Origin of the sequence: Clostridium sp. YIM B02551 (genome assembly GCF_022324735.1) — a bacterium.
GTDB lineage: Bacteria > Bacillota > Clostridia > Clostridiales > Clostridiaceae > Clostridium_T > Clostridium_T paridis.
Genome location: NZ_JAKGTF010000001.1, coordinates 149845 through 172549, shown reverse-complemented (window position 1 = coordinate 172549; position 22705 = coordinate 149845). Strand labels below are relative to the sequence as shown.

At 30.3% G+C, this 22705-nt stretch carries 24 protein-coding genes; 7 read left to right on the top strand and 17 right to left on the bottom strand.

Translation table 11 applies throughout. From position 1 onward, the window contains the following. Nucleotides 1-219 precede the first annotated feature (219 nt). The 3 genes from L1S47_RS00930 to L1S47_RS00920 all read right to left on the bottom strand — a co-directional run bounded on the left by L1S47_RS00930 (nt 220) and on the right by L1S47_RS00920 (nt 4615). Nucleotides 220-813 carry an MBL fold metallo-hydrolase gene (locus L1S47_RS00930; protein WP_238881614.1) on the bottom strand — a complete coding sequence of 198 codons (594 nt, stop codon included), beginning with the start codon at nt 811-813 and terminating at the stop codon, nt 220-222. Between the two features lie 106 nt (nt 814-919). Then, the gene (locus L1S47_RS00925) at nt 920-1609 is read right to left on the bottom strand and encodes a YjbE family putative metal transport protein (protein ID WP_238881613.1); all 690 of its coding nucleotides are present in this window, start codon (nt 1607-1609) and stop codon (nt 920-922) included. Between the two features lie 159 nt (nt 1610-1768). Further along, nucleotides 1769-4615 (bottom strand): discoidin domain-containing protein, encoded by a 2847-nt coding sequence (locus L1S47_RS00920; protein WP_238881612.1) that lies wholly within the window; start codon nt 4613-4615, stop codon nt 1769-1771. Between the two features lie 623 nt (nt 4616-5238). Here L1S47_RS00920 and L1S47_RS00915 point away from each other — a divergent pair. Beyond that, nucleotides 5239-5805 (top strand): hypothetical protein, encoded by a 567-nt coding sequence (locus tag L1S47_RS00915; protein WP_238881611.1) that lies wholly within the window; start codon nt 5239-5241, stop codon nt 5803-5805. Nucleotides 5806-5863: 58 nt separating this feature from the next. Here L1S47_RS00915 and L1S47_RS00910 read toward each other — a convergent pair whose 3' ends face one another. Next, a complete protein-coding gene (locus tag L1S47_RS00910) occupies nt 5864-6688 on the bottom strand; it encodes an MBL fold metallo-hydrolase (RefSeq protein ID WP_238881610.1) in 825 nt (274 codons plus the stop codon). Nucleotides 6689-6835: 147 nt separating this feature from the next. Between L1S47_RS00910 and L1S47_RS00905 the strand changes: the two genes are divergently transcribed. Continuing rightward, nucleotides 6836-7087, top strand: a complete 252-nt coding sequence (locus L1S47_RS00905; RefSeq protein ID WP_202767351.1) for a hypothetical protein — start codon at nt 6836-6838, stop codon at nt 7085-7087. Between the two features lie 20 nt (nt 7088-7107). After that, entirely contained in the window at nt 7108-7803 is a 696-nt protein-coding gene (locus L1S47_RS00900) for a class I SAM-dependent methyltransferase (protein ID WP_238881609.1), read from the top strand. 47 nt (nt 7804-7850) lie between these two features. Here L1S47_RS00900 and L1S47_RS00895 read toward each other — a convergent pair whose 3' ends face one another. The 8 genes from L1S47_RS00895 to L1S47_RS00860 all read right to left on the bottom strand — a co-directional run bounded on the left by L1S47_RS00895 (nt 7851) and on the right by L1S47_RS00860 (nt 13091). Further along, on the bottom strand, nt 7851-8819 hold the full coding sequence (locus L1S47_RS00895) for a Gfo/Idh/MocA family protein (protein ID WP_238881608.1): 969 nt from the start codon (nt 8817-8819) through the stop codon (nt 7851-7853). Between the two features lie 53 nt (nt 8820-8872). Continuing rightward, nucleotides 8873-9268: a hypothetical protein gene (locus tag L1S47_RS00890; protein WP_238881607.1), complete on the bottom strand. Its 396-nt coding sequence runs from the start codon at nt 9266-9268 to the stop codon at nt 8873-8875. A gap of 15 nt (nt 9269-9283) precedes the next feature. Then, nucleotides 9284-10033 (bottom strand): hypothetical protein, encoded by a 750-nt coding sequence (locus tag L1S47_RS00885; RefSeq protein WP_238881606.1) that lies wholly within the window; start codon nt 10031-10033, stop codon nt 9284-9286. Nucleotides 10034-10181: 148 nt separating this feature from the next. Then, the gene (locus L1S47_RS00880) at nt 10182-10379 is read right to left on the bottom strand and encodes a cold-shock protein (protein WP_202767356.1); all 198 of its coding nucleotides are present in this window, start codon (nt 10377-10379) and stop codon (nt 10182-10184) included. A gap of 239 nt (nt 10380-10618) precedes the next feature. Next, a complete protein-coding gene (locus tag L1S47_RS00875) occupies nt 10619-11329 on the bottom strand; it encodes an MBL fold metallo-hydrolase (RefSeq protein WP_238881605.1) in 711 nt (236 codons plus the stop codon). Beyond that, nucleotides 11322-12065 (bottom strand): DUF434 domain-containing protein, encoded by a 744-nt coding sequence (locus L1S47_RS00870; protein ID WP_238881604.1) that lies wholly within the window; start codon nt 12063-12065, stop codon nt 11322-11324. The genes L1S47_RS00875 and L1S47_RS00870 overlap by 8 nt, the downstream gene beginning before the upstream one ends. 194 nt (nt 12066-12259) lie before the next feature. Then, nucleotides 12260-12727, bottom strand: a complete 468-nt coding sequence (locus L1S47_RS00865) for an immunity protein YezG family protein (RefSeq protein ID WP_238881603.1) — start codon at nt 12725-12727, stop codon at nt 12260-12262. Nucleotides 12728-12788: 61 nt separating this feature from the next. Then, a complete protein-coding gene (locus L1S47_RS00860) occupies nt 12789-13091 on the bottom strand; it encodes a hypothetical protein (RefSeq protein ID WP_238881602.1) in 303 nt (100 codons plus the stop codon). A 175-nt stretch (nt 13092-13266) separates the two neighbouring features. On the opposite strand from L1S47_RS00860, the gene L1S47_RS00855 reads away from it, so the two are divergent. The 4 genes from L1S47_RS00855 (at nt 13267) to L1S47_RS00840 (ending at nt 16478) form a co-directional block, all read left to right on the top strand. Further along, a complete protein-coding gene (locus L1S47_RS00855; RefSeq protein WP_238881601.1) occupies nt 13267-13881 on the top strand; it encodes a TetR/AcrR family transcriptional regulator in 615 nt (204 codons plus the stop codon). A 76-nt stretch (nt 13882-13957) separates the two neighbouring features. Further along, complete coding sequence (locus L1S47_RS00850) at nt 13958-14839, top strand: ABC transporter ATP-binding protein (RefSeq protein ID WP_238881600.1); 882 nt, start codon at nt 13958-13960, stop codon at nt 14837-14839. A gap of 4 nt (nt 14840-14843) precedes the next feature. After that, nucleotides 14844-15644 (top strand): ABC transporter permease subunit, encoded by an 801-nt coding sequence (locus L1S47_RS00845; protein ID WP_238881599.1) that lies wholly within the window; start codon nt 14844-14846, stop codon nt 15642-15644. Between the two features lie 39 nt (nt 15645-15683). After that, nucleotides 15684-16478, top strand: a complete 795-nt coding sequence (locus L1S47_RS00840) for an ABC transporter permease subunit (RefSeq protein ID WP_238881597.1) — start codon at nt 15684-15686, stop codon at nt 16476-16478. A gap of 59 nt (nt 16479-16537) precedes the next feature. Here L1S47_RS00840 and L1S47_RS00835 read toward each other — a convergent pair whose 3' ends face one another. From L1S47_RS00835 to typA, 5 genes are all read right to left on the bottom strand, one after another. Beyond that, entirely contained in the window at nt 16538-18148 is a 1611-nt protein-coding gene (locus tag L1S47_RS00835; protein ID WP_238881595.1) for a penicillin-binding transpeptidase domain-containing protein, read from the bottom strand. Between the two features lie 52 nt (nt 18149-18200). Beyond that, entirely contained in the window at nt 18201-18818 is a 618-nt protein-coding gene (gene udk, locus L1S47_RS00830) for a uridine kinase (RefSeq protein WP_238881584.1), read from the bottom strand. 11 nt (nt 18819-18829) lie between these two features. Then, nucleotides 18830-20047, bottom strand: a complete 1218-nt coding sequence (locus tag L1S47_RS00825; RefSeq protein WP_238881581.1) for a U32 family peptidase — start codon at nt 20045-20047, stop codon at nt 18830-18832. A gap of 6 nt (nt 20048-20053) precedes the next feature. Then, the gene (locus tag L1S47_RS00820) at nt 20054-20698 is read right to left on the bottom strand and encodes an O-methyltransferase (protein ID WP_202767368.1); all 645 of its coding nucleotides are present in this window, start codon (nt 20696-20698) and stop codon (nt 20054-20056) included. Nucleotides 20699-20796: 98 nt separating this feature from the next. After that, entirely contained in the window at nt 20797-22623 is a 1827-nt protein-coding gene (gene typA / locus L1S47_RS00815) for a translational GTPase TypA (protein ID WP_238881579.1), read from the bottom strand. Between the last annotated feature and the right edge of the window lie 82 nt (nt 22624-22705).

Below are 22705 nucleotides of genomic sequence, written 5' to 3'. Positions count from 1 at the left end.
AATCCTAATTAATTAATATTAATATATAATAATTCTTATTAGTTAATATTTAATCATACTATTAATATTATTGCAAATCTTTTACATATTATATCTTGAGAAACTTGACTACTGTATGTCATATTTTATATAGATATTCTTCCCTAATAAAAAATAGTATCTTGTGCCACAAATCTTATGGACAAAATACTATTTAAAATAATCTAGTGTTTATTAATCTTAAAGTTCTATTTCTTCCCCAGGTTTTACAATTAATGCACCAGATGGTTTAAATTTTTCAGCGATATTGATATCGAATAACTCACCTGGTTTCATATGAATTGGTATGTTATGCTTTGATCCTATTATCTCAGCACACTTTTGAGCTTCATTAACATCCATGTTGTAATAACCATCCATAGGAAGTAATGTATAATCAATTGCTTCCTTCGATAAGTTTGTTGACATATATTCAGTTTCGGAGGTATCTCCTGCAGCATAAATTTTTAATTCATCGACCTTTATTACATAGCCAACACATTCATTTATATTATGATTTTTGTTATAAGCTGGTACTGCCTGAATATTTACATTATCAATCTGCTCACTTTTATATTGTCCATTTACTAACATATTTTCAGCTCTTCTTATTTCACAAGAATTTTTAAGGGTAACTAAATCAATCTTATTATGATCTCCATGTTCATGTGTAACTAATATGATATCTGCAGGAACGTCGTATCCTTCCCCTGCAAATGGATCTACATAAATAATCTTGCCATCATTACTTTCAATACGAAAACTCCCATGACCTTGATATAACAATTTTGTCATTACCATCACCATCCAATTAATTAAGTATAGTTACCTATCGATTTCTACTACTATTTTATACCAAGAAATCATTACTACATATATATTTTTTGTTAAATATATTTTTCTAAGCTTCCTTGCTCATAAAAATCACTGTAGTAATTGCTATAACTCCTATAGCTATTAGTATTAATAATGGGTTGATTATACTTAAAATATGCAATACAAAACTATCTTTTAAAATCATTTTAATAGCTGTATATATTAGTAATGCAGCACAAATATAAATAATTATTGGATATTTGCTCATTAATTTTGAAACTATTTCACTCCCTAAAAAAATAATCGGAACGCATATAAGTATGGCGAGTACTACTAATATCATCTGCTGACCAGTTATCTCTCCCACATCATTTATGATAACTGATGTTATAGCTAATACATTATCAAGACTCATACTTATATCAGATATTATTATTGATATAAGCGCTTTTGAAAACCCATCAGAACTTTCCTTTGTTATAACAGTCTTTTCGTCATTTGTTTTCATCATATTGACTGTAATATAAATTAGTATAATTCCACCTATCAGATGTACATGTAGCCATTTAAATTTAAAAATATATCCAATTACACTTATAAAAAATATTCTTAGTAATAGAGCCATGCATACGCCTATCATATTTGCTAACTTTGCTTTCTTTGGAGGAAGATTTTTTACTGATAGTGAAATCACTGCTACATTATCACCTGAGAGTACTAAATTGATCAAAACTATTTCTACTATTTGAGAAATAAGCTGTGATGATATGCTCATATTAACCTCTTTAATAAATTAATTACTTTACTAGTATATTTCAAATATTTGAACTTAATATAAATTACGTTCAAATCAAGTAAAATTTTTTCTTAAGAAAAAAAAAGAAAAGGCTTAACACCTTTTCTTTCTATTTTTATTATCTAACCTATATCATTTTTAATAGTCTGTTACTGTTTGTCTTGTACTTCCAGCTTTTGCTGCTGCCCCTGTATTATTTACTACATGAGTAATTTCTCCATTACCTGTTAAATATACAGAACAAGCATGATGCACTTTTACTCCAGAAGTAGTTGGAACTTCAATACCAGTATTTGCTGAAACTACTGCATCCCTAAAGTATGAGTATATTCCAGAGCCATAAAGCTGGTGTGTTGTAACATTATCAGCTACTTTGTATGAGGCATATCCATTTACTGTTCCATTATGACTCATCCAGGAAGCTTGGTTTGGAACATCATAAGGCATTTCACTTTGATAGAAGTATACTCTTCCACCATTACCATTCCATAAAGTTTGATATTCATGGAAATGCTCTACGAATAATCCATATATGGTAACATCATTACCATTAACTACAACACCATTTTTAGTTGTGTTTATTGTCCAACCTACTCCGTCTACACCATGGTCAGCACGCCATACCCAGAAATTATCTCCAATAACGTTATTGCTGTTTATTTTTAAGCTTACATCAGCTTTACCAACTGCTGCTCCACCAACTCTAAAGAATAAATCACTAAGAGATGTTGGATTAGTCGAATGGTTTTGTGTGCTTCCTGTAGGTCCAACTTCTAATAATGTTGCTGAATTATTCTTACCTGCATCAAAAAGTAAACCAGATATATTTACTCCATCAACATCTGCCACAGTCATAGCTGCTGTTCCATTGTCTGGAACTAAAGTTGCAAGACCTAATCCAAGTATTACTGTATTAGGATTATTAACTTTAATGGAATCACTTAAATGATATACCCCTGGTGTAAATATTAGGTTTTTCCCTTGATTAAGTGCTGCATTAATACTTGCAGCTGTATCTCTATCTGATCTTGCAATATAGAACTGATCTATTGACATAGATGTTCCTTGACCCATTCCATTAGCCCAGCTAATTCCCTGAGAATTACTCTTTAAAGCTGGTACAAATACTGAATACTTGCCATTGCTATCTATTGTTAAGAAAGGTTTTTCTCTAACAACAGGAGTTTGGTTAACAACTGTATTTGGTACTGATGGGAAAGAACTATCATTAGTTGGTGCACCATTGTTACCTACAAATACCATGTTCCAGTTTCCACCATTCCAAGAACCCATTTGGCTATTTCTAGTTAAGAATTGTTGTTGTGAGCCAGATGAGATTGTACCATCTACCTTTGAATCAGATATAAATCCACCACTTGACCAAGCACCATCATAGTTAGTTCCATATGGATCCCATAAAGATAAGCCACCTTTTATATGAACACGTCTCATTGGTGCTGCTTGTGATACTGCCCAAGTTAATGTTCCTGCTGTGGTTAAGTTATTTGATACATACGTTGGGCTAACTGATAGATTCTCAACTGATCTCCAGAAGTTACAAGTTGCATTACCATTCATCCAATCCGCTTCACAACGTACTGCCCCTGTAATGCTAACATCATCTGGCATTTGCCCTAGTCCGTAAACTGAGGTATAGAAGCCTACATTAACATTTGCATTATATGAACCTGGTTTAAATAATAGAGCGTATCTCTCTGAACCAAATTGGTTACTTTGCATTTGGTTAAATATTGTATCAACTGTACTTTGAATACTCGCACTTGACATAGATGGATCAAATATTTTTACATTAGGTCCAAAGTCTACATTACTACTGCTTCCAATTGTAATATAAGAAGTTGCTATATCAGAATCTGTCATACCAGATTTATATGCGATAGCTTTAACTGTTGTTGTTTGTGATACAGTAAAAGCACCTGAATAAATAGTACCATTAGTAGCTGATGGATTAGTTCCATCTGTAGTATATCTAATGGTTGAACCAGAAGTACTATCAGAAATTGTTACACTCTGTGCTGAAGTGTAGCTACCATTTGAAGGTGTTATTGCTGGAGTACTTACTTTATTTGCTACTGAAGCAGTTCCATATACTTCAAATCCCCATAAAGAATATCCATATTGGGTTGTTCTAGCTGTTCCATACATTCTCACATATCTTCCAGTTACAGAAGCTGAGAAAGTTAGTGTCTCTGTCCCCCCAGTTCCACCTGTTTTTGTATAAGCATCTACCCAATTAGAGTTGTCATTGGACACTTGAATTTTGTAATCCTTTGCTGCTGCTGTTTCCCAAATTAACTTGGCTCCAGTAATATTATAAGTTGAGCCTAAATCTACAGAAATCCATTGTGGATCACTAAAGGCAGACTCCCAACGAGTTCCAGCATTATTACTATCAAATGCTAATGATGCAGTATTACCTCCTATAATTGAAGATGCTGTAGCTATTTTATTTAATGCAATATTTGAACTTTGTGTAACTGCTGTCCCATAAACTTCAAAATCCCACAAAGAATATCCATATTGGGTTGTTCTAGCTGTTACATACATTCTCACATATCTTCCAGTTACAGAAGTTGAGAATGTTAGTGTCTCTGTCCCCCCAGTTCCACCTGTTTTTGTATAAGCATCTACCCAACTAGAATTGTCATTTGATACTTGTATTTTATAGTCTTTTGCCGCTGCAGTTTCCCAGTTAAGCTTAACTCCAGTAACATTATAGCTTGTCCCCAAATCCACAGAAATCCATTGAGGATCGCTCCAGTCAGATTCCCATCTAGTATTGGAGTTACCATCGAAAGCCAAAGAAGCTGTGCTTCCTGCAATATTTGAAGATGAGGTTGCAGTTTTATTTAACGCAATATTAACTGGTTCTGCTTTTGTAATTAATGTAGCACCCATAAATAAACTAGTAAAAACTGATAGAGATAGAATTGTTGATAAAAGTTTTTTACCCTTCTTGAACATTTTACTTACCTCCTAAAATCATTTTACCTTTAGAAATATTCCATATTACCCTACATATTTAGTCAATCCTCCCTTCACTAGAAAATCTTTATTTAGCAGAGTACTATAACTATGTATTGGTACTATTAAATTAAGCTATGACTATTAAAGGTAGAACAGCCTCTGTAAACGTTTAACAAAGACATGCATTAAATAACCTACACAAATAAAATTATATAATTTTTCTCTCAATCTGAAATAAAATAAGAATTGTAACACTGACTATAAAGTATAACTTTTGCAATTACTAAAATCATACCCATATTCAAAAGAAATGTTTAATAAGAAAATCTTAGAATTTATAGTTGTGGGGATTTAAGTAAAATCGACTTTAATACAAACATTATTAATTTCAATAATACGTATATATAAATCTATTTTACATATTTAGTATATGTTTATATTTTATGTCAATGAATTTACGATTTCAATAGAAATTTAATGATTATTCAAATATTTATTTTTTAAATCCACACTATTTATTAAGAATAATTTATTTATATTGTTAATCTTTATAATATAATTCATAAAAATGCGCCATACTATAATCGAGAAATTTATGTTATAAGGGAGGAACTTATATAATGAAAACTAAACTATTTTTATCATCACTACTTGTAGTATGTACTCTTTTTACTGCATGTGCTAAGAAAAACGATCAAACAACACAACCAGCTGATCCAGCAAAGCAAAACACAGGAAATACAGATGCTGGAACCTCTGCTTCAGTTGTAGATAATGCTGATGCTTTTGAAAAAGCAATAAGTTCAAAAGGTACATGGATTGTTGCTATAACAAAAGATCTTACTGTTAACAAAGATCTTGTAGTTGAAGGTGAATTTAAAAATGGTAAGAAGGATGATAAAGGAAATGATCAAATTCAACGTAAAATAGCACTTTATTCTCAAGATGAAAATCGTAATATAACTGCAAGATTTACATTAACTGCACCAAAAATGACTTTTAGAAGTCCACAAGGTAGTCTTCAACATGGAACCTTCAAAGGAGATTTATATGTTGATGTAAAGGGCTTCCAATTAATAGATGCTAAAGTTGATGGAAATGTATACTTTACTTCTGAGGAAAATAAATCAACATTTAAAATGGATGATAAGAGTTCTATAACTGGTAAACAAGAAGTTAAGAAATAAAGAAAAAAACTAACTAACAGAAGCCTTGCCTTCTGTTAGTTGGTTTTTTATGCTTATCCTAAGTAAATCTTCCATGCTCTGGCTTTGCTAGCTCTTCAAAGTTATCCTTAAGATACTTCAAATGGGATCTTAATTCTTCCCCTTCTAATGGATTTCCATGACTAAATACTGCTAGATTAGGTTTTAAATTTGTTATGGCTTCAATAGCATGTTTTGCATCTTCCCAGTTGGTTGTAAGGTATGCTGGTGGCCCGCTAATTTGTTCTCTTTGAGTTAAAACAGATAAAAGTGATTCTTGCTTTGTAGTACATAATGCATCTCCTACAATAATTGTTCCATCACTTTCTCTGTATAGTGAAATATGTCCTGGAGTATGACCTTTAGTTAAAATCCACTTCCATCCAGGCATATAGGGAATTGTTCCATCCTCAGGAAGCTTATGTATAAACCCGCCTAAATCTAATGCTTCATTTGGAAAGTATTTAGACATCTTCGCTACCATTCCATCATCAACTGTAGAATCTCCTCTTGGGTAATCCTTTTTACCTGTTAAATAAGGTATTTCAAGTGGATGAACGTAAACTGGAATATTATAAGTCTTAATAAGCTGAATAACTGAACCTACATGATCAAAATGTCCGTGAGTCAATATAATTGCTTTAGGATAACTTTTCTCTCCATAAAGCTTTTCTATTGTATCTATTATAAAATCTCCTGAAGTCTTAAGACCTGCATCCACTAATACAAATTCATTAGGTTTTTCACTTAAATTTGCAACAATACAGGAGTTCACTACTGTAAATCTTAAAAGTATAATGTCATCAGTCAGTTGCTCATAAGTCTGCATTATATCCGATATTTTTTCTAGCATTTGCTCAATCATAAAGTTTCCTCCAATTCATTTTATCTTATATATATTTTGCATAAATTTTCACTACATTATTCTCTATCAAAATAAGGCAAAACCCTGCTAAAATGTGCATTTTATGATATAATAATGCTATAGAATAAAGATAGGAGATTGAGATATATGAAGGCAAAATTAGGTGAACAAATTAGATTTAATAAACCACATACAATCCCCCTTGCTAAAGGTGGAACTGCAAAAATTGTACCTGGAGATATTGCAAGAGTTATGAAAAAAGTTGACGAAAATACTGCTGAAATTATGTATCTAACTGGTGAAGCAAAAGGATTAAGTCAAAAAATTCTCCTTCAGGTAGATACAAATATAGACGCAGATTCTATTGTTAAGAAAATAATGAGTGATTTAAATAAATAGAAGTTATCTTGGAGGTTTCAATGAATAATTATGATATTTATACAGTTGAAGATGTTTTCAATATGTTAGACGCAAAACTTCAAGACCAAAGAGAAAGATGGGAAAGTTTTTATTCTCAAAGGAATTTTAAAGCTCCATTTATTAATCATCCTGATTTACCAGACGAAAATCTTAAAGATTTCTTTTCAAAATTTGAAATGGTTCCAAATACAGTTCTTGAACTGGGCTGTGGTGAAGGCAGAAATGCTATCTTTATGGCAAAGCAAGGCTCCAATGTTACTGGTGTTGATTTATCAGAATCTGCTATAAAAAATGCTCAAATTCAAGCAACTAAAAATAATGTTACGGTTAATTTTCAGTGTAAATCAATCTTTGAATTTAAAAATATGAATTTTGATTTTATTTATGATAGTGGATGTTTCCACCATCTTCCACCTCATAGAAGAATTACATACTTAGAACTTTTAAGAAGTTCTCTAAAACCAGGAAGTTATTTTGGATTAGCTTGTTTTTCTACTGAGGTAGACTCTGAAGAATACACTGACTGGGACTATTATGAACGTCATATTACTGGAACTGGATTTTCAAAAGAAATGCTAGAAAAAATATTTAGCGATGACTTTGAAATAATTGATATTAGGAAATATAGGGATGGTGTTCCAGATACCTTACAAGGTCTAAGCTTCTTATGGACTGCCTTATTTAAGAGAAAGTAAGAAACGACTTAAAAGCCTTTAAAAAGCTGCTTTTAAGTCGTTTCTATTTATTTTATTCCTTTTGCTTTCACTTCATCCATTATTCTCATTATCTCAATTGAATCCCGCCAACTCATTATTTCACTTTGAAGCTTGCCCTTATTTATACAGTCTACAACTTCATTTATTTGATATTCAAAGCCATTTATATCAAAAGGCATATATATCTTTTCTTCTTTACCATTAACAGATAGAATTGCAGTATCTGAACTAGAAAATCTCTCAACACATATTCTTCCCTCTGCCCCTATAATATTAGCTTCTCTTTTTGAATTAACATTTATTGCACCATAAAGTTGTGCTTGCTTTCCTTCTTCATATGTTAAATTAATTGAGACACATTCATCTACTCCAGTGGATCCAATATAAAGATTACTTCCTATACTTATTGGTTTATTTCCGAAAATAAAGGAACTGTAGGATATAGTATAAATTCCTACATCGAGAAGTGCTCCTCCGCCAAGTTCCTTATTATATAATCTTCCTAATGGATCGAAGTCAGCTTTAAAACCAAAATCAGCTTGAAGTAAACGAACCTCTCCTATTCTGCCATCATCAATCCATTCTTTTACTTTTTTATTTATAGGTAAAAACCTTGTTTTCATGGCTTCCATAAAGAATACTTTATTTTCTTCTGCTGTTTTTATTACTTCCCTTACCTCATCTTCATTAATAGTCACAGGTTTTTCACAAAGTACAGCTTTTTTATTTTTTAAACACATTATTGATATGTCTTTATGAAATGGATGTGGAACTGCCACATATATTACATCTACATCATCATCCTTAACTATATCCTCGTAACTTCCGTAGCATCTATTAATAGCCACATTATATTTGTCACCAAAAGCAATAGATTTTTCCTTTGATCTTGAAGCAACAGAAACAAGTTCAACATTATCCATCTTAGTTACAGCTTGTGCAAATTTATTTGCGATTTCACCAAGGCCTATTATTCCCCATGTTATTTTCTTCATTGAGTTTCCTCCTAATTAAAAGGTTTTCGAATTTACAATAATTATATCACAGCTTATAAAAAATACATTACCACAATAAGTAAAATTATAATTGTTCCATAGAATATTCCTATTGTTAATGATACACAAGCTTTAGCCCATTCTATAATATTCCACTTTATTTTTTGGGACTTCATAGAAAAATCTATATCATCTTCATTTTTATTTCTTACCTCTTCATAATATTTTCTAAAATAAGTTTCTTGGCTTAAAAAATATGAATCTAATATCCAAAACATCAAGACTGGGAAATAAGTTAAAATAATGTATTTATTATTTGAATCCTTTGCAGCTAGAGCAAACATTGCCGCAACCAAAGTAATAGCCCACCCCTTTAAAAGGAATGAGTTATTTGCCATTCTTGATATTATCCCTTGAATTAACTCTAAATGTTTTATTTTATTCTCCATAAACCCACCTATAAATTAATCCTTTTTAAGTAATGATTTCATTTCATATAATGTATCTAATGAATTACCGCTAACATATTTTCCCTTCCATATATATAAATCATCTTCACTTAGTTCAATTAATTCATCCATTTCTAAATAATATTTAATGGGCAAATTAGAATTAAATACATATATATCAGGAGGTTTATTTCGATGAAAATTAGGATTTCTTTTTCTTATTAATTTAGTCATTGCTATTTCATAATATATCCAAGGTGACCCTGTACTACTGATTACTTCAGAAACATTTAATGAATTAGGAGTATTAAGAAAAATTAAGCATTCAGTATTATCTATCATCTTTGATAAAGCTATTGAAAGCATCATATGAACATGACTTGTAGATTTATTTCTTTTAAAATAGTTATAATGTTCTTTATCTTCTTCCAAACAGAAACCATCATCAATTATTTTTAAAAGTTCTTCTGAGTATCCCCATACACAGGAATCAACAAAGACCTTTAGTTTAAAATTTTCATTAAGCCACCCTGCTAGTGCTACAGCTTTTTTTTCGTCTTTATAAGCATAAGAAATAAACACATCGGCCTCAATTAAAGGAAACCAGTTAGATTGAATTTTTGTACCATTTATAAATCCATCCTTTATCATAAAACTTTCTAATCCTTTTCTAATTAAAGCTTTATTTTTATCTAACAATTTTGTACCTAAATCATAATAATAATCAAGTTTATTACTTAGTATCAAATTAAATGCTGCATACATATTTATCACCCATCAATTTGTTATATAACTTAAATATATTATGATTTTTCAGATAAATTACCTTTTAATATTTATAGACTTTAGATAAAAACATAGCAAAAAACCCCTTTAAATAGTTGCCTATTTAAAGGGGTAAAATTTACATCAATTAGATAGCTGTAATATTTTCTGCTTGAGGACCTTTTTGTCCTTCTACTACGTCATAAGAAACTTTTTGTCCTTCTTGAAGTGACTTATAACCTTCTGCAACTATTTGAGAAAAATGAGCAAATACATCTTTACCATCTTCTCCTGTAATAAAACCAAATCCTTTTTCTCCGTTAAACCATTTAACTGTTCCTGTCATTTTTGTTCCCTCCGAAATTTTATTATTTCTTAAATTCTTTGTAATAACTCACCAACAAAATTTCGATATTATCATACCCATTTGAAGTACTAATTGAAATATATCTGTGTTACATTATTTACTATTAATTTAAGCTTCTATATTATAATATAACAGTTTGTTTTATAAAGCAAGTTATTTCACTTTTCAAATATATCTTTTCCAATGTACTAGTAATTATACATAGATTTATTGATTAATTAATTTTTAAAGATTTCAACTACATTAAATCCGCTATTTTTAATTTCTTCTTCTAAAACATGACCATCAAGATGCATACAATAAACTTTATTTCTAAATTCCTTAGGTATTATTTCAATTAACTTATTAATATATAAATGTCCATTACCTTCATAGTTAAGTCCACTAGTATCTTGATATACTTTTTGAATTTCTCCTCTCTTGAGTTTATCAATAATTTTATTTTCGATATCATTTGAATCGCCACTGTAATAAAACGTTTCTCCATTTATACTCATAATAAATCCAAAAGAAGGAAGTTTGCTAGAATGTGTTGTTTTTATAAATTCAATTTCTACCTTACCAAACTCCTTAACATCTATTATGATTTTCTTAGAGTCATTTATATAATACATCTTTTCTTCAACACCTAAACCAGCTAAAATTCCACTAAGAAAAGCTTTATCTGGGAAATAAACTATTGGCTTATGTTTCAAAATGTAGTTTGAATAAAATATTGTATCCCCTAAGCTTCCAACATGATCTGGATGAGTATGAGTAATAATAAAATACAAGTTTTCAATTCCTTGAAGTAGGTTTAATTCTTGTAATCTATGAAATACTGTTCCTCCGCAATCTATAAGAATTAAGCTATTATCTTTTTTTATAAAAGCGCTATTATTACCTAACCTAGTATTAAAAGCACTTCCTACTCCTATAAAATTAAGCATTTTCCCCTCCTTTATCCATACATTCTATAATTTTAAAATCTACAATCCAATTATTTAAATTCTCATTTTCGATAATTTCTCTGTTCAAATTTATCCAACTTTTACATTTATCTAAAATAATTGCATCGCTAGTTATTACGTTAGGTAAAACTTCTAAGGTTTTATCAACATCATTTATATTTTGAACATTAACTTTAAAATTATAAACTTTTAATAACTCTAGTATTCTTTCCTTTAACCTACCAGAATTTGATACTGGAGCATCTAAATAAAAATTTGCTTCAGCTATTTTATTCTTACTTATAATATTTCCAACTAGATTAATAGCAACATCTGTTTTATCTATTAACCTATATGTTCCCCTAAGTCCAGCTAAATCTCTAATAGTGCCATCTAAACATCTTAGTACTAAAGATTCAGATAATAACACTTCCAGAGTAATAATTGTATTAAAACCATCAATATGTACTGTTGAACCTTCTAAGCTTCCTAATACTTCTTTGTCTTTTCTAATCTTAACTGATTTTTCAGATGATATTGCTCTTACTAAAGCCAATCTCTGTCTTTCAGATAGTAAATAGTGATTACCAATAAATGTAGATGCTCCCTTAATGTTATAACCATGATTTAAGAGATAATATAAATCCTTAGCTGCTTTATGTAGTTTTTCTATAGATTCATATCCAAATTCCTCGTTATCTTTAGGTGAAAAACCCCGTCTAACAATATTATTCATATTATACCTCTTATTAAATACTTCTAGTTATTTTTATCTTTTCTAAGAAATTATATCACTAAATATATTTTTCCAATTACAATATGAATATTACTTCTTATCGAATAAAATATAATAAAAAAGATCCAAACTATTAGGATTAATATATTTTAAAAACTAACTTCCTAACACTTAAGATCTATATAACTACTTTCTTAACTATTTATATATTCAGCTAATAATTTTTTCCCGTATTCATCATCCGGTATTATTTCAAGTTCTTCATATGACCATCTAATTTCACGTTCTAAAAGTCCAATTTCATTATTTATTTCATAACCAAATTTAACTTTGAATTTACCGTCACTGCTTAAGTTGTAGTTTAATGTACTCCAAGTGGTTTCGCCAGCATTTTTAAATTCATTCCATAGATTTCTATTAATCTCTCTAAGCTCTCTTAAAAGAAGTTTAAAGGTATCTTTGTTAATACCAAATTTATCAGGTATAGTTCCAGAATAATTAATTTTATTACAATCATCTGTATAAAAATAAAAACTGGCGGAACTAACAGTTTCTAACACTTCAGCATACATAACTACCTTATCCCATTCTACAGGTATAATTTCACCAAGCTTTTCAGCTATTTCACTGTAATATTTGTTTAAGTTATTTTCGTTAATCATAGTTTCTCCTTCGGAAAATTCAGCAAATTTATTATTTAGATTATACCATATTTCTATCTGATTATTTCTCACTTACTATATGATTTATGAATTCCTCTGGTAATTCCATATCATATTTATCTACATAGTAAATTACATCTGAACGCCATTCATAGTCACCATCAGTCATTAAGCTAAGCTCTAATGTTTTATTATTAGGATTTATTAAATCCATTCCTACTGCGGGTGCTTGTGCTATAACTTTAGATTTTCTCATATATTCTAGAATTTTTTCTTTATCCTTAATTGGTCTATTGATTAACTCTTTTATTGATGGATATTTATCATCCCCATAAACTTCTCTTATTTGCCCTATCATAATCATTTTAGATTACCTCCCAATTTACTTATATATATAATTCTAACTCATTCTTATCTATTATTTTTAACTTTATTTTAATTCATAAAAAATATTTTTTCAACACTATTGACCGAATCGGTTTATGGCGTTATAATCAAGTAAACCGATTCGGTTTATAAGAATTTGTGAGGTGGTGTTTTTGGATAAATTTAAAAATTTACCTAAGGAAAAACAAGATGTAATTATAAATGCAGCACTTAAAACTTTCGGAACTAATGGATATAAAAAAACCTCTGTTAGTGATATTGCTTCTGCTGCTGGAATTTCTAAGGCCATGGTATTTCACTACTTTGGAACAAAAAAAGCATTATATCTATACTTATTGGAACTATGTGGAACAATTATTACTAATGAAGTTATCAATAGATTTGATACTACAGTTACTGATTTTTTCGAGAGAATCAAAATGGCAACTGAAATTGAACTTTCTGCTATGAAACAATACCCTCCTATTTCTACATTCCTAACAAGTATGTATTTTGAAGAGGATGATGAAGTAAAAGATGTCATTAAAGCTGGTATTGCTCAAGGTGAAGGCTTTAGAGAAAAAATAGCCTTTGATGGAATGGATGTTTCAAAGTTTAAGGACACTATTGATCTTAAAATTGTTATGAAAATGCTCTATTGGATGACTGATGGATTTATGAATCAGTTTTCAGGTAAAACAGATGTAGATTTTGAAGTCATATGTAACGAGTTCTATGATTGTATGGAAATGCTTAAAAAGAACTTTTATAAAGAAGAATACCTGTAAAAGCTATCTATTAACTACATATTAGAAATTTATATAAAAAAGGATTTATACGATTAAATTTTAGGAGGTTTCAATTATGAATGTTATTGAAATTAAGAATCTTACAAAACAATATGGTAAGTCCAGAGGTATTATTGATGTTAATTTAAACGTAGAGGAAGGAGAAATTTTTGGTTTTATTGGTCCAAATGGAGCTGGAAAATCTACTACTATTAGAACGCTTTTAGGACTTATATATCCAACTAGCGGTAGCGCAACAATATTCGGAAAGAATTGTATTGAAAACCCTGAAGTAAGACAATCACTAGGTTATCTTCCATCAGAAGTATTCTATTACGATAATATGAGAGTTTTAGATTTATTAAAATATTCTGCAAGCTTTTATAAAAAGGATTGTACAAAAAGAATACAAGAGCTTGCAGAAATTATGGATTTAGATTTAAAAAAGAAAATAGATGATCTTTCCTTTGGTAACAAAAAGAAAGTTGGTATAGTACAAGGTCTTCTACATGAACCAAAGCTAATCATATTAGATGAACCTACTAGTGGACTTGACCCACTAATGCAACAAAGATTTTTTGAACTTATTAAAGAAGAAAATAAGAAAGGTGCAACTGTATTCTTCTCTTCTCATATTCTAGGTGAAGTTCAGAAGATGTGTAGCCGTGTTGCTTTCATAAAAGAAGGTAAAATCATTAAGCTTGAAAAGATTAGCACTCTTCAAGAAAATAACTATAAGAAAATCAGCATTGAAGGTAAATCTAATATCAAAAAAGAAGATTTTAATATTAAAGGTGTAAATAACCTTAAGATTGAAAAAGACTCTGCTAGTTTCATCTTTAGAGGAAATATCAACTCTATCACTAAAAAATTAGCTGAAATAGATCTTAACAATATATCTATTGAAGAGCCGGATTTAGAAGAAATATTTATGCACTATTATTCAAAGGAGGATTAGTAAGATGAATATGTTTCTACATGAACTAAAGACTCTGAGAAAAACAACAACTATATGGATTATTGTTTTAGTTGCTCTACTTGCTCTATATCTTTCAATATATCCTGGAATGGCAAATGATGCTGAAGATTTTAAAAAATTATTAGGAGGTTACCCAGCATCCGTTAGAGCTATGCTTGGAATTAATTTAGATACAATAACTTCCATCCTAGGATTTTACTCAATGATATTTTCCTTTATTGTAGTTTTTGGTGCTATTCAAGCTATGAATCTTGGACTTTCAATACTTTCTAGAGAATCTAGAGAGAGAACAGCTGATTTCTTATTAGTAAAGCCAGTATCTCGTACATCTATTGTAACTGCAAAACTTTCAGCTGCTTTTACCATTATTATTATTACTAATATTATCTTCTTAACTGTATCTTTCATCATGGCAAATACGGTTAAGACAGCAGATTTTGATGTAAAGACATTTTTCTTGATTAACCTTACCTTATTTTTTATTCAAGCTATATTCCTTGCAATAGGTATGGTTTCTTCAGTATTCTTTAATAAGCTTAAAAATATATTACCTCTTTCACTCGGTGTAGTTTTTGGCTTATACATGCTAGGAACACTTATTGCTACTGGAAAGGATGTTGATACTGCACGTTACTTCTCTCCTTTTAAGTATTTTGATATACCTTATATTATTAAAAATATAAGCTATGAATCTTCATATATGATTACTGGAGTTGCAATCGTAATTATTTCTATTATTGTAAGTTATATCGTTTATAACAAAAAAGATATCCATGCAGTATAAGCTTAATACCCTTGGATTTAATTAAAAGGAGGTCTAATTATGAATATTTTTATAAGAGAATTAAAGGCTAATAGAAAAGCCCTTATAATATGGAGCATTTGTATGATTTTATTAGTTGTAAGTGGTATGGCAAAGTATACAGCTTATTCTGAAGGTGGTTCTGCTAATGAAGTTTTTAATAAAATGCCCTTCACCTTGAAAGCATTACTTGGAATTGGTTCCTTTGATGTTACTAGTATTGGTGGTTTCTTTGCATTCTTATTTCTCTATATTGAGCTAACAGTTGCAATTCACGCAGTACTTTTAGGTAACGGTATTATAGCAAAGGAAGAAAGAGATAAAACCACAGAATTTTTAATTGTAAAACCTGTATCTAGATCTACTATAATTACTTCAAAGCTTCTAGCTGCATTAGTAAATCTAGTAATAGTAAATTTAATTACCTTAGTTTCTTCAATAGTAATGGTAGGTCAATACAATAAAGGCGACTCAATTAATGGTGAAATATTAACATTCTTCATTGCAATGTTTATTGTTCAATTGCTTTTCCTTTCACTTGGTGCCTTATTATCTGCATTTATGAAGAAGGCTAAGGTATCAGGGTCAATTGCAACTGGAATACTACTATTATCCTTTGTAATATCAAAGATTACTGATGTAACAGATCGCATGAATTTTTTAAACGTACTTTCCCCTTTTAAGTATTTTAGTTATGTAGATATAGTAAATGGTAACGGACTAAATTTCATAGTAGTTGCTGTAACACTATTAATGATTATTGTATTTTCTGTATTTACTTATTTCTTCTACAATAAAAGAGACTTGGCTATTTAATGAAAAGAGTCCTACATTCAAAAATGTAGGACTCTTTTTATACTATCTCAAAAATTAAATTATTTATTTTTCATCATATCCAAAACAATATCCTTAAAAATAGGAGCACCTGTATTTCCTCCTACTAAATTCTCTCCTTCTTCATTTTTACCATTAATATCAGGAACAAAGATTACCATAGTATAATACTTCTTTCCTATATTAAAATAACCACTAAACCATCCATGAGTCGTTCCTTGAGCACCTGTTGCTGAACCTGTTTTACCTCCTATATCTATATTCGGTATAAAGGCATTAGTCCCAGTACCTTTTTTAACTACCTCTCTCATATTTTCTTTTATTTCATCTGCTGAAGTTTTTGAAATAATTCTTGTTTTAGTACTCATATAGTTTTTCACAGGCTTATCATTAATATCTAATATAGACTTAACTATGCTAGGCTTAACATAAACTCCTCCATTTACAATAGTATTTATTGCACCTGCCATTTGTACTGGAGTAACTGTCATAGCCTGCCCTATACCTATGTTACTAAGTCCTGCTTCTTCTTTTGGCTTAGTTCCTGAAATTTCTTTTGTTAATCCCAAATTCTTACTATACAAACCTTCAGACTCAGCTAATTTCATTAAATTGTCATAGCCTACTTTTTGAGCCACCTGAAAGAAGGTGTCATTACAGGATACTAACAAAGCATCTCTAACAGATAAAGTTCCATGAGAATATGGCTTACCATTTTTTTGGCATATTTCACCTTTACACACGAACTTATCACTTAATGAAACATCCTTATCCTCTAATGCTGCCTGTTCCACAAGTAGTTTAAAAGTTGAAGCTGGTTCAAAACCTACTCCTTCTGCCCCAATTAATAGATTGGGCTGTGATTCATCTTTTTGGACTAGAGCTTTAATATCTCCGCTTTCACTGTCCATTAAAACTACACCAACATTCTTTAAGTTAGAATACTCACTTCTATTTAAGATATCTTTTATTCTACTATTTAAATCTAAATCTAAAGTTAACTGAATATTTTTATTATCCTTATTAACTTCATATCCTTCCTCTTTGTAGACTCCTGACTTATCTAAAGAAAATTTGACTTGTGGTGATTTATTATTTTTAATATAACTTTGCAATGTAGCTTCTAGTGAATCTTCTTCATACTTATCCTTAGTATTTACCTTACTTAATAAGTCTGTAATAGACCAGGAATTCTTGCTATCAGACTCATCATAAGTATAAGCATATATACCCTTTATATTAGTCATATTTTTTACTTTGTTATAAGTATCTTCATTAACTACAAAATAGCTCTTTCCAGCCTTTTTTAATATCTCATCATAGCTAAAATTATCTACTTGGGTTTTCATAATAAAGTTAAACGCTAATAGATTTTGCATATTATCATCACAGTTATTTAAACTAAATGGTTTAGAATCAATAACAACTACATACTTCTTTGTATAGGTCATTAAATCCTTTCCCTTAGAATCTAGCATCATATAGTTATTTTGAGAAATGTTCTCCACTTGATAATTAACCATAGAAACACTTGCTCTATCTGGATTATATTTATTTACTACAATATATGTTCTCACTGATAAAAGAATAAAAAGTATACAAAACCCTATCCCCATATACTTACTTCTTTTTGCATGTATGGAATTTACCATAAAAAAACACCTCCCCGGTTAAATTCTTGACTCTAGGGAGATGTTTTATACACTATTTTAATATTTGTTTTATTTTAGATACCATAATATCTATAGCTACTTTATTTTGTCCACCTTCTGGTATTATAATATCAGCATGTCTCTTTGTTGGTTCTGTAAATTGTAGATGCATTGGTCTAACTACAGATAAATATTGCTCTATAACGGATTCTAAGGTTCTTCCTCTTTCGTTAATATCTCTAACTATTCTTCTTATTATTCTAACATCAGCATCAGTATCCACATATATCTTTATGTCAAGAAGATCTCTTATTCTTTCATCTTCAAGAACTAATATACCTTCAACTATTATGATTTCCTTTGGTTCTAATACAATTGTTTCTTTTTTTCTATTATGTATTGAGAAATCATATATTGGCATCTCTATTCTATTGCCAGCTAATAAAGCCTTTAAATGTTCAACTAACAAATCATTATCAAAAGCCATTGGATGATCGTAATTAGTTTTAACTCTTTCTTCCATAGCTAAATGACTTTGATCCTTATAATATGAATCCTCTTGAATCATTCCTATACAGTCTTCATTAAAATTCTCATATATTGCTTTCGCAATTGAACTTTTTCCGGATCCTGTGCCCCCAGTTATTCCAATAAGAATTGGTTTCTTCATGTTTTTCCTCCTTATTTTCCCTTTATAAGCATATCTTTTTCTTTTAATGGAGCATCTACTGTAACTGTAAATACCATTCCAGCCTTATTAGCTACATCAATTTTTGCTCCTTTTTCATCTTTCATATCCATTAGCTCAATTGTGTAGTTTTCTCTATCAGGAGTTAAAACTTCAACCTTATCGCCTTCAAATACTCTATTCTTCTGTTCTATTACAGCTATCTTTGTAGCTTCATCATAGCTTTTAACTACTCCAACTATATCAAAATCTCTAATGTAAGAAGAATCGTCATATACTTGTTTATTGGGTTCATTAAAATAAAAACCTGTATGGTAGCTTCTATGAGAAACTTTTAATAAATTATCTACCCAAACTTGTTTTAATTGATAATTTTCTGGATCAGCCATATAAGCATCAATTGCAGCTCTATAGGATTTTACTATTGCAGCAACATAATATGCACTTTTCATTCTTCCTTCTATCTTAAATGAGTATATTCCACTCTCCATAAGTTCTGGAATATGTTCTATCATGCATAAATCTTTTGAATTCATTATATAAGTTCCCTTTTCGTCTTCAACTATAGGGAAGTATTCTCCAGGTCTTTTTTCCTCTACAAGATAATATTTATATCTGCAAGGTTGCGCACACGCTCCCCTGTTGGAATCTCTACCAGTCATATAGTTAGATAATAGGCATCTTCCTGAGTAACTCATACACATAGAACCATGAACAAATGCTTCAAGTTCACAATCTTCTGGAAGCTTTTCTCTTATATCTTTAATTTCAACCATAGAAAGTTCTCTTGCTAGAACAATTCTTTTTACTCCTTGTTCGTGCCAGAACTTAGCTGATCTCCAGTTAACGTTATTAGCTTGAGTACTTAAATGTATTTCTAAATTAGGAACTACATCTCTTGCTGTCACAATAATTGATGGATCTGATACAATGACTGCATCTACTCCTAATGAATAAATATCCTTTAAATAGTCTTCAAGTCCAACTAAATCTCCATTATGAGGGAAAACATTTAGTGTTACATATAACTTTCTTCCTCTAGAATGAGCATATTCTACTCCTTCTTTAATTTGTTCATTTGTAAAATTGTCCGCAAAAGCTCTTAAATTAAGCTTGCTTCCACCTATATATACAGCATCTGCGCCATAGTCTATAGCTATTTTAAGCTTTTCTAAACTACCTGCTGGTGCTAATAGTTCTGGTTTTTTCATTACTTTTTACCTCCTCTTTGTTAACGCAATTCCATCGCCCATTGGTATTACAGAGGTTATTAAGTCCTTATCTTTTGAAACTAATTCTAAGTAAGTTTTCATTCTCTTAACAATAGTGATTTTTCTTCTTTTAACTAGTTCATCTGAAGCAACCATTCCTCTAAATAATACATTATCTGCTATGATTATACCATCTGTTTTAAGCAATCTCAAACAGTGTGGTAAGAAATGATTATAGTGGCCTTTTCCTGCATCCATGAAAATCATATCATAAGGTTCTGTTAATTTTTCAAGAATTTCTAAACAATCCCCCTGTAATATTTCTATTGATGATTCTAAGGAAAACTTTTCTATATTCTTCTTAGCCATAGCTATCATTTCGTCACTTCTCTCAATAGTCGTAATATAAGCCTCCTTATTTGAAGCTTCATACATAAGTATTGATGAATATCCTATAGCTGTACCTAATTCTAATATTCTCTTTGGTTTTTGAAAACTCACCATAAATTCTAAAAACTTTGCAGTTTCTTTTTGAACAATCGGAACATGGTTTTCATGTGCAAAATCCTCAAGTTCTTTTAAGTATCCTTCCTTTTCCGGAATAAGATCTCTTATATATTTTTCCATATAATCATAAGTGACTCCACTCATTATACTTCCTCCAAATTATAAGGGAACTCATGGTTCAGAATTTCCTATTAGAAACCCTAAATATAGGGCTTCATAATAGAAGCCCTATTATCCATGAGTTATTTTTTACTTCTTGAAATTTGTTTCTTTCTTTCACCACTGTCTAGAACTCTTTTTCTCATTCTAATGCTTACAGGGGTAACTTCTACTAACTCATCACCATTAATAAATTCTAATGATTGTTCAAGTGACATAGCTCTTGGTGTAGAAAGTTTTAATGCATCATCAGAACCAGATGATCTTGTATTTGATAAATGTTTCTTCTTACATACATTTACGTCTAAATCGTCTGCTCTTGAAGATTCTCCAACTATCATACCTTCATATACTTCTGTACCAGCACCTATAAATAAAGTACCTCTTTCTTGTGCATTATATAATCCATAAGTTAAAGCATCTCCTGATTCAAATGCAACTATTGAACCTCTGCTTCTTCCTGGTATTTCACCCTTGTATGGTTCGTATCCATGGAATACGTGGTTCATTATTCCGTTACCCTTTGTATCAGTTAGGAATTCATTTCTAAATCCTATAAGTCCTCTTGCTGGAATATTAAATTCAAGTCTAGTATATCCATTTTGTGCAGAAGTCATATTAACCATTTCTGCTTTTCTAGGTCCTAACTTTTCCATTACAGGTCCCATAAATTCTTCTGGAACATCTATAGTTAAGTATTCTATTGGTTCAAGCTTCTTACCATGTTCTTCTTTAAATATAACATTTGGTTTAGAAACTTGTAATTCATAACCTTCTCTTCTCATAGTTTCTATTAATATAGCTAAGTGAAGTTCTCCTCTACCTGATACTTCAAAACAATCTGGAGAAATCTCAACTACTTTTAAACTTACGTTTGTTTCAAGTTCTTTATATAATCTATCTCTTAAGTGTCTTGAAGTTATAAACTCTCCTTCTCTTCCTGCAAATGGTGAATCATTAACCATGAAGTTCATGTTTAATGTAGGTTCGTCTATATCAACAAATGGTAGTGCTTCTGGATTAGCTGAATCTGCAATTGTTTCACCGATATTAGCATCACCAATACCTGAAACTGCTATAATATCACCAATTGAAGCAGTTTCTGCATCAACTCTTTTTAACCCTTCATATGTATATATGTTAGAAGCTTTAAAGTTTGTGATTTTTCCATCTTGTTTAACAATTGATAAGTTTTGATTCTTCTTGATAGTTCCACGTACAATCTTACCAATAGCTATTTTACCTACATATTCACTTGTATCTAATGTAGTTATAAGCATTTGTAATGGCTCGTCTGCATGTCCCTTAGGTGGCTCAACTCTCTCAACTATTGTTTTAAATAAAGGTTCCATATTATCTGATTCATCTTCAACTTCTAGCTTAGCTATTCCGTCTCTTGCAGATGCATAAACAATTGGGAAGTCTAATTGCTCGTCCTCAGCTCCAAGTTCTAAGAATAGATCAAATACTTCATCAATAACTTCTTCAGGTCTTGCATTAGGCTTGTCAATTTTGTTTATTACAACAATTGGTTTTAATCCTAATTCAAGAGCTTTTCTTAAAACGAACTTAGTTTGTGGCATTGGACCTTCATAAGAATCTACAACAAGTAGAACAGAGTCAACCATTTTAAGTACACGTTCAACTTCTCCACCAAAATCAGCATGTCCTGGGGTATCGATAATGTTTATTTTAATTCCATTATGTATAACAGCAGTATTTTTAGAAAGGATTGTTATTCCTCTTTCTTTTTCTAAGTCGTTAGAGTCCATTACTCTTTCTTCGACTTTTTCATTAGATCTAAATATATTGCTTTGCTTAAGTAGTGCGTCTACCAATGTTGTCTTACCGTGGTCAACATGGGCAATAATAGCAATATTTCTTATATCTTCTCTTACAGTTAAATTCATTTTTATTCCTCCAAGCAAAATTTGCAAAATAAAATTGGATACTTACGTATCCAATCTTCAGTCTATATTACATTCTAATATT

Excerpts from the sequence above, each read along its gene's own strand:
- L1S47_RS00930 (WP_238881614.1), bottom strand. The coding sequence starts at position 813 with ATGACAAAATTGTTATATCAAGGTCATGGGAGTTTTCGTATTGAAAGT.
- L1S47_RS00925 (WP_238881613.1), bottom strand. The coding sequence starts at position 1,609 with ATGAGCATATCATCACAGCTTATTTCTCAAATAGTAGAAATAGTTTTG.
- L1S47_RS00920 (WP_238881612.1), bottom strand. The coding sequence starts at position 4,615 with ATGTTCAAGAAGGGTAAAAAACTTTTATCAACAATTCTATCTCTATCA.
- L1S47_RS00915 (WP_238881611.1), top strand. The coding sequence starts at position 5,239 with ATGAAAACTAAACTATTTTTATCATCACTACTTGTAGTATGTACTCTT.
- L1S47_RS00910 (WP_238881610.1), bottom strand. The coding sequence starts at position 6,688 with ATGATTGAGCAAATGCTAGAAAAAATATCGGATATAATGCAGACTTAT.
- L1S47_RS00905 (WP_202767351.1), top strand. The coding sequence starts at position 6,836 with ATGAAGGCAAAATTAGGTGAACAAATTAGATTTAATAAACCACATACA.
- L1S47_RS00900 (WP_238881609.1), top strand. The coding sequence starts at position 7,108 with ATGAATAATTATGATATTTATACAGTTGAAGATGTTTTCAATATGTTA.
- L1S47_RS00895 (WP_238881608.1), bottom strand. The coding sequence starts at position 8,819 with ATGAAGAAAATAACATGGGGAATAATAGGCCTTGGTGAAATCGCAAAT.
- L1S47_RS00890 (WP_238881607.1), bottom strand. The coding sequence starts at position 9,268 with ATGGAGAATAAAATAAAACATTTAGAGTTAATTCAAGGGATAATATCA.
- L1S47_RS00885 (WP_238881606.1), bottom strand. The coding sequence starts at position 10,033 with ATGTATGCAGCATTTAATTTGATACTAAGTAATAAACTTGATTATTAT.
- L1S47_RS00880 (WP_202767356.1), bottom strand. The coding sequence starts at position 10,379 with ATGACAGGAACAGTTAAATGGTTTAACGGAGAAAAAGGATTTGGTTTT.
- L1S47_RS00875 (WP_238881605.1), bottom strand. The coding sequence starts at position 11,329 with ATGCTTAATTTTATAGGAGTAGGAAGTGCTTTTAATACTAGGTTAGGT.
- L1S47_RS00870 (WP_238881604.1), bottom strand. The coding sequence starts at position 12,065 with ATGAATAATATTGTTAGACGGGGTTTTTCACCTAAAGATAACGAGGAA.
- L1S47_RS00865 (WP_238881603.1), bottom strand. The coding sequence starts at position 12,727 with ATGATTAACGAAAATAACTTAAACAAATATTACAGTGAAATAGCTGAA.
- L1S47_RS00860 (WP_238881602.1), bottom strand. The coding sequence starts at position 13,091 with ATGATTATGATAGGGCAAATAAGAGAAGTTTATGGGGATGATAAATAT.
- L1S47_RS00850 (WP_238881600.1), top strand. The coding sequence starts at position 13,958 with ATGAATGTTATTGAAATTAAGAATCTTACAAAACAATATGGTAAGTCC.
- L1S47_RS00845 (WP_238881599.1), top strand. The coding sequence starts at position 14,844 with ATGAATATGTTTCTACATGAACTAAAGACTCTGAGAAAAACAACAACT.
- L1S47_RS00840 (WP_238881597.1), top strand. The coding sequence starts at position 15,684 with ATGAATATTTTTATAAGAGAATTAAAGGCTAATAGAAAAGCCCTTATA.
- L1S47_RS00835 (WP_238881595.1), bottom strand. The coding sequence starts at position 18,148 with ATGGTAAATTCCATACATGCAAAAAGAAGTAAGTATATGGGGATAGGG.
- udk (WP_238881584.1), bottom strand. The coding sequence starts at position 18,818 with ATGAAGAAACCAATTCTTATTGGAATAACTGGGGGCACAGGATCCGGA.
- L1S47_RS00825 (WP_238881581.1), bottom strand. The coding sequence starts at position 20,047 with ATGAAAAAACCAGAACTATTAGCACCAGCAGGTAGTTTAGAAAAGCTT.
- L1S47_RS00820 (WP_202767368.1), bottom strand. The coding sequence starts at position 20,698 with ATGAGTGGAGTCACTTATGATTATATGGAAAAATATATAAGAGATCTT.
- typA (WP_238881579.1), bottom strand. The coding sequence starts at position 22,623 with ATGAATTTAACTGTAAGAGAAGATATAAGAAATATTGCTATTATTGCC.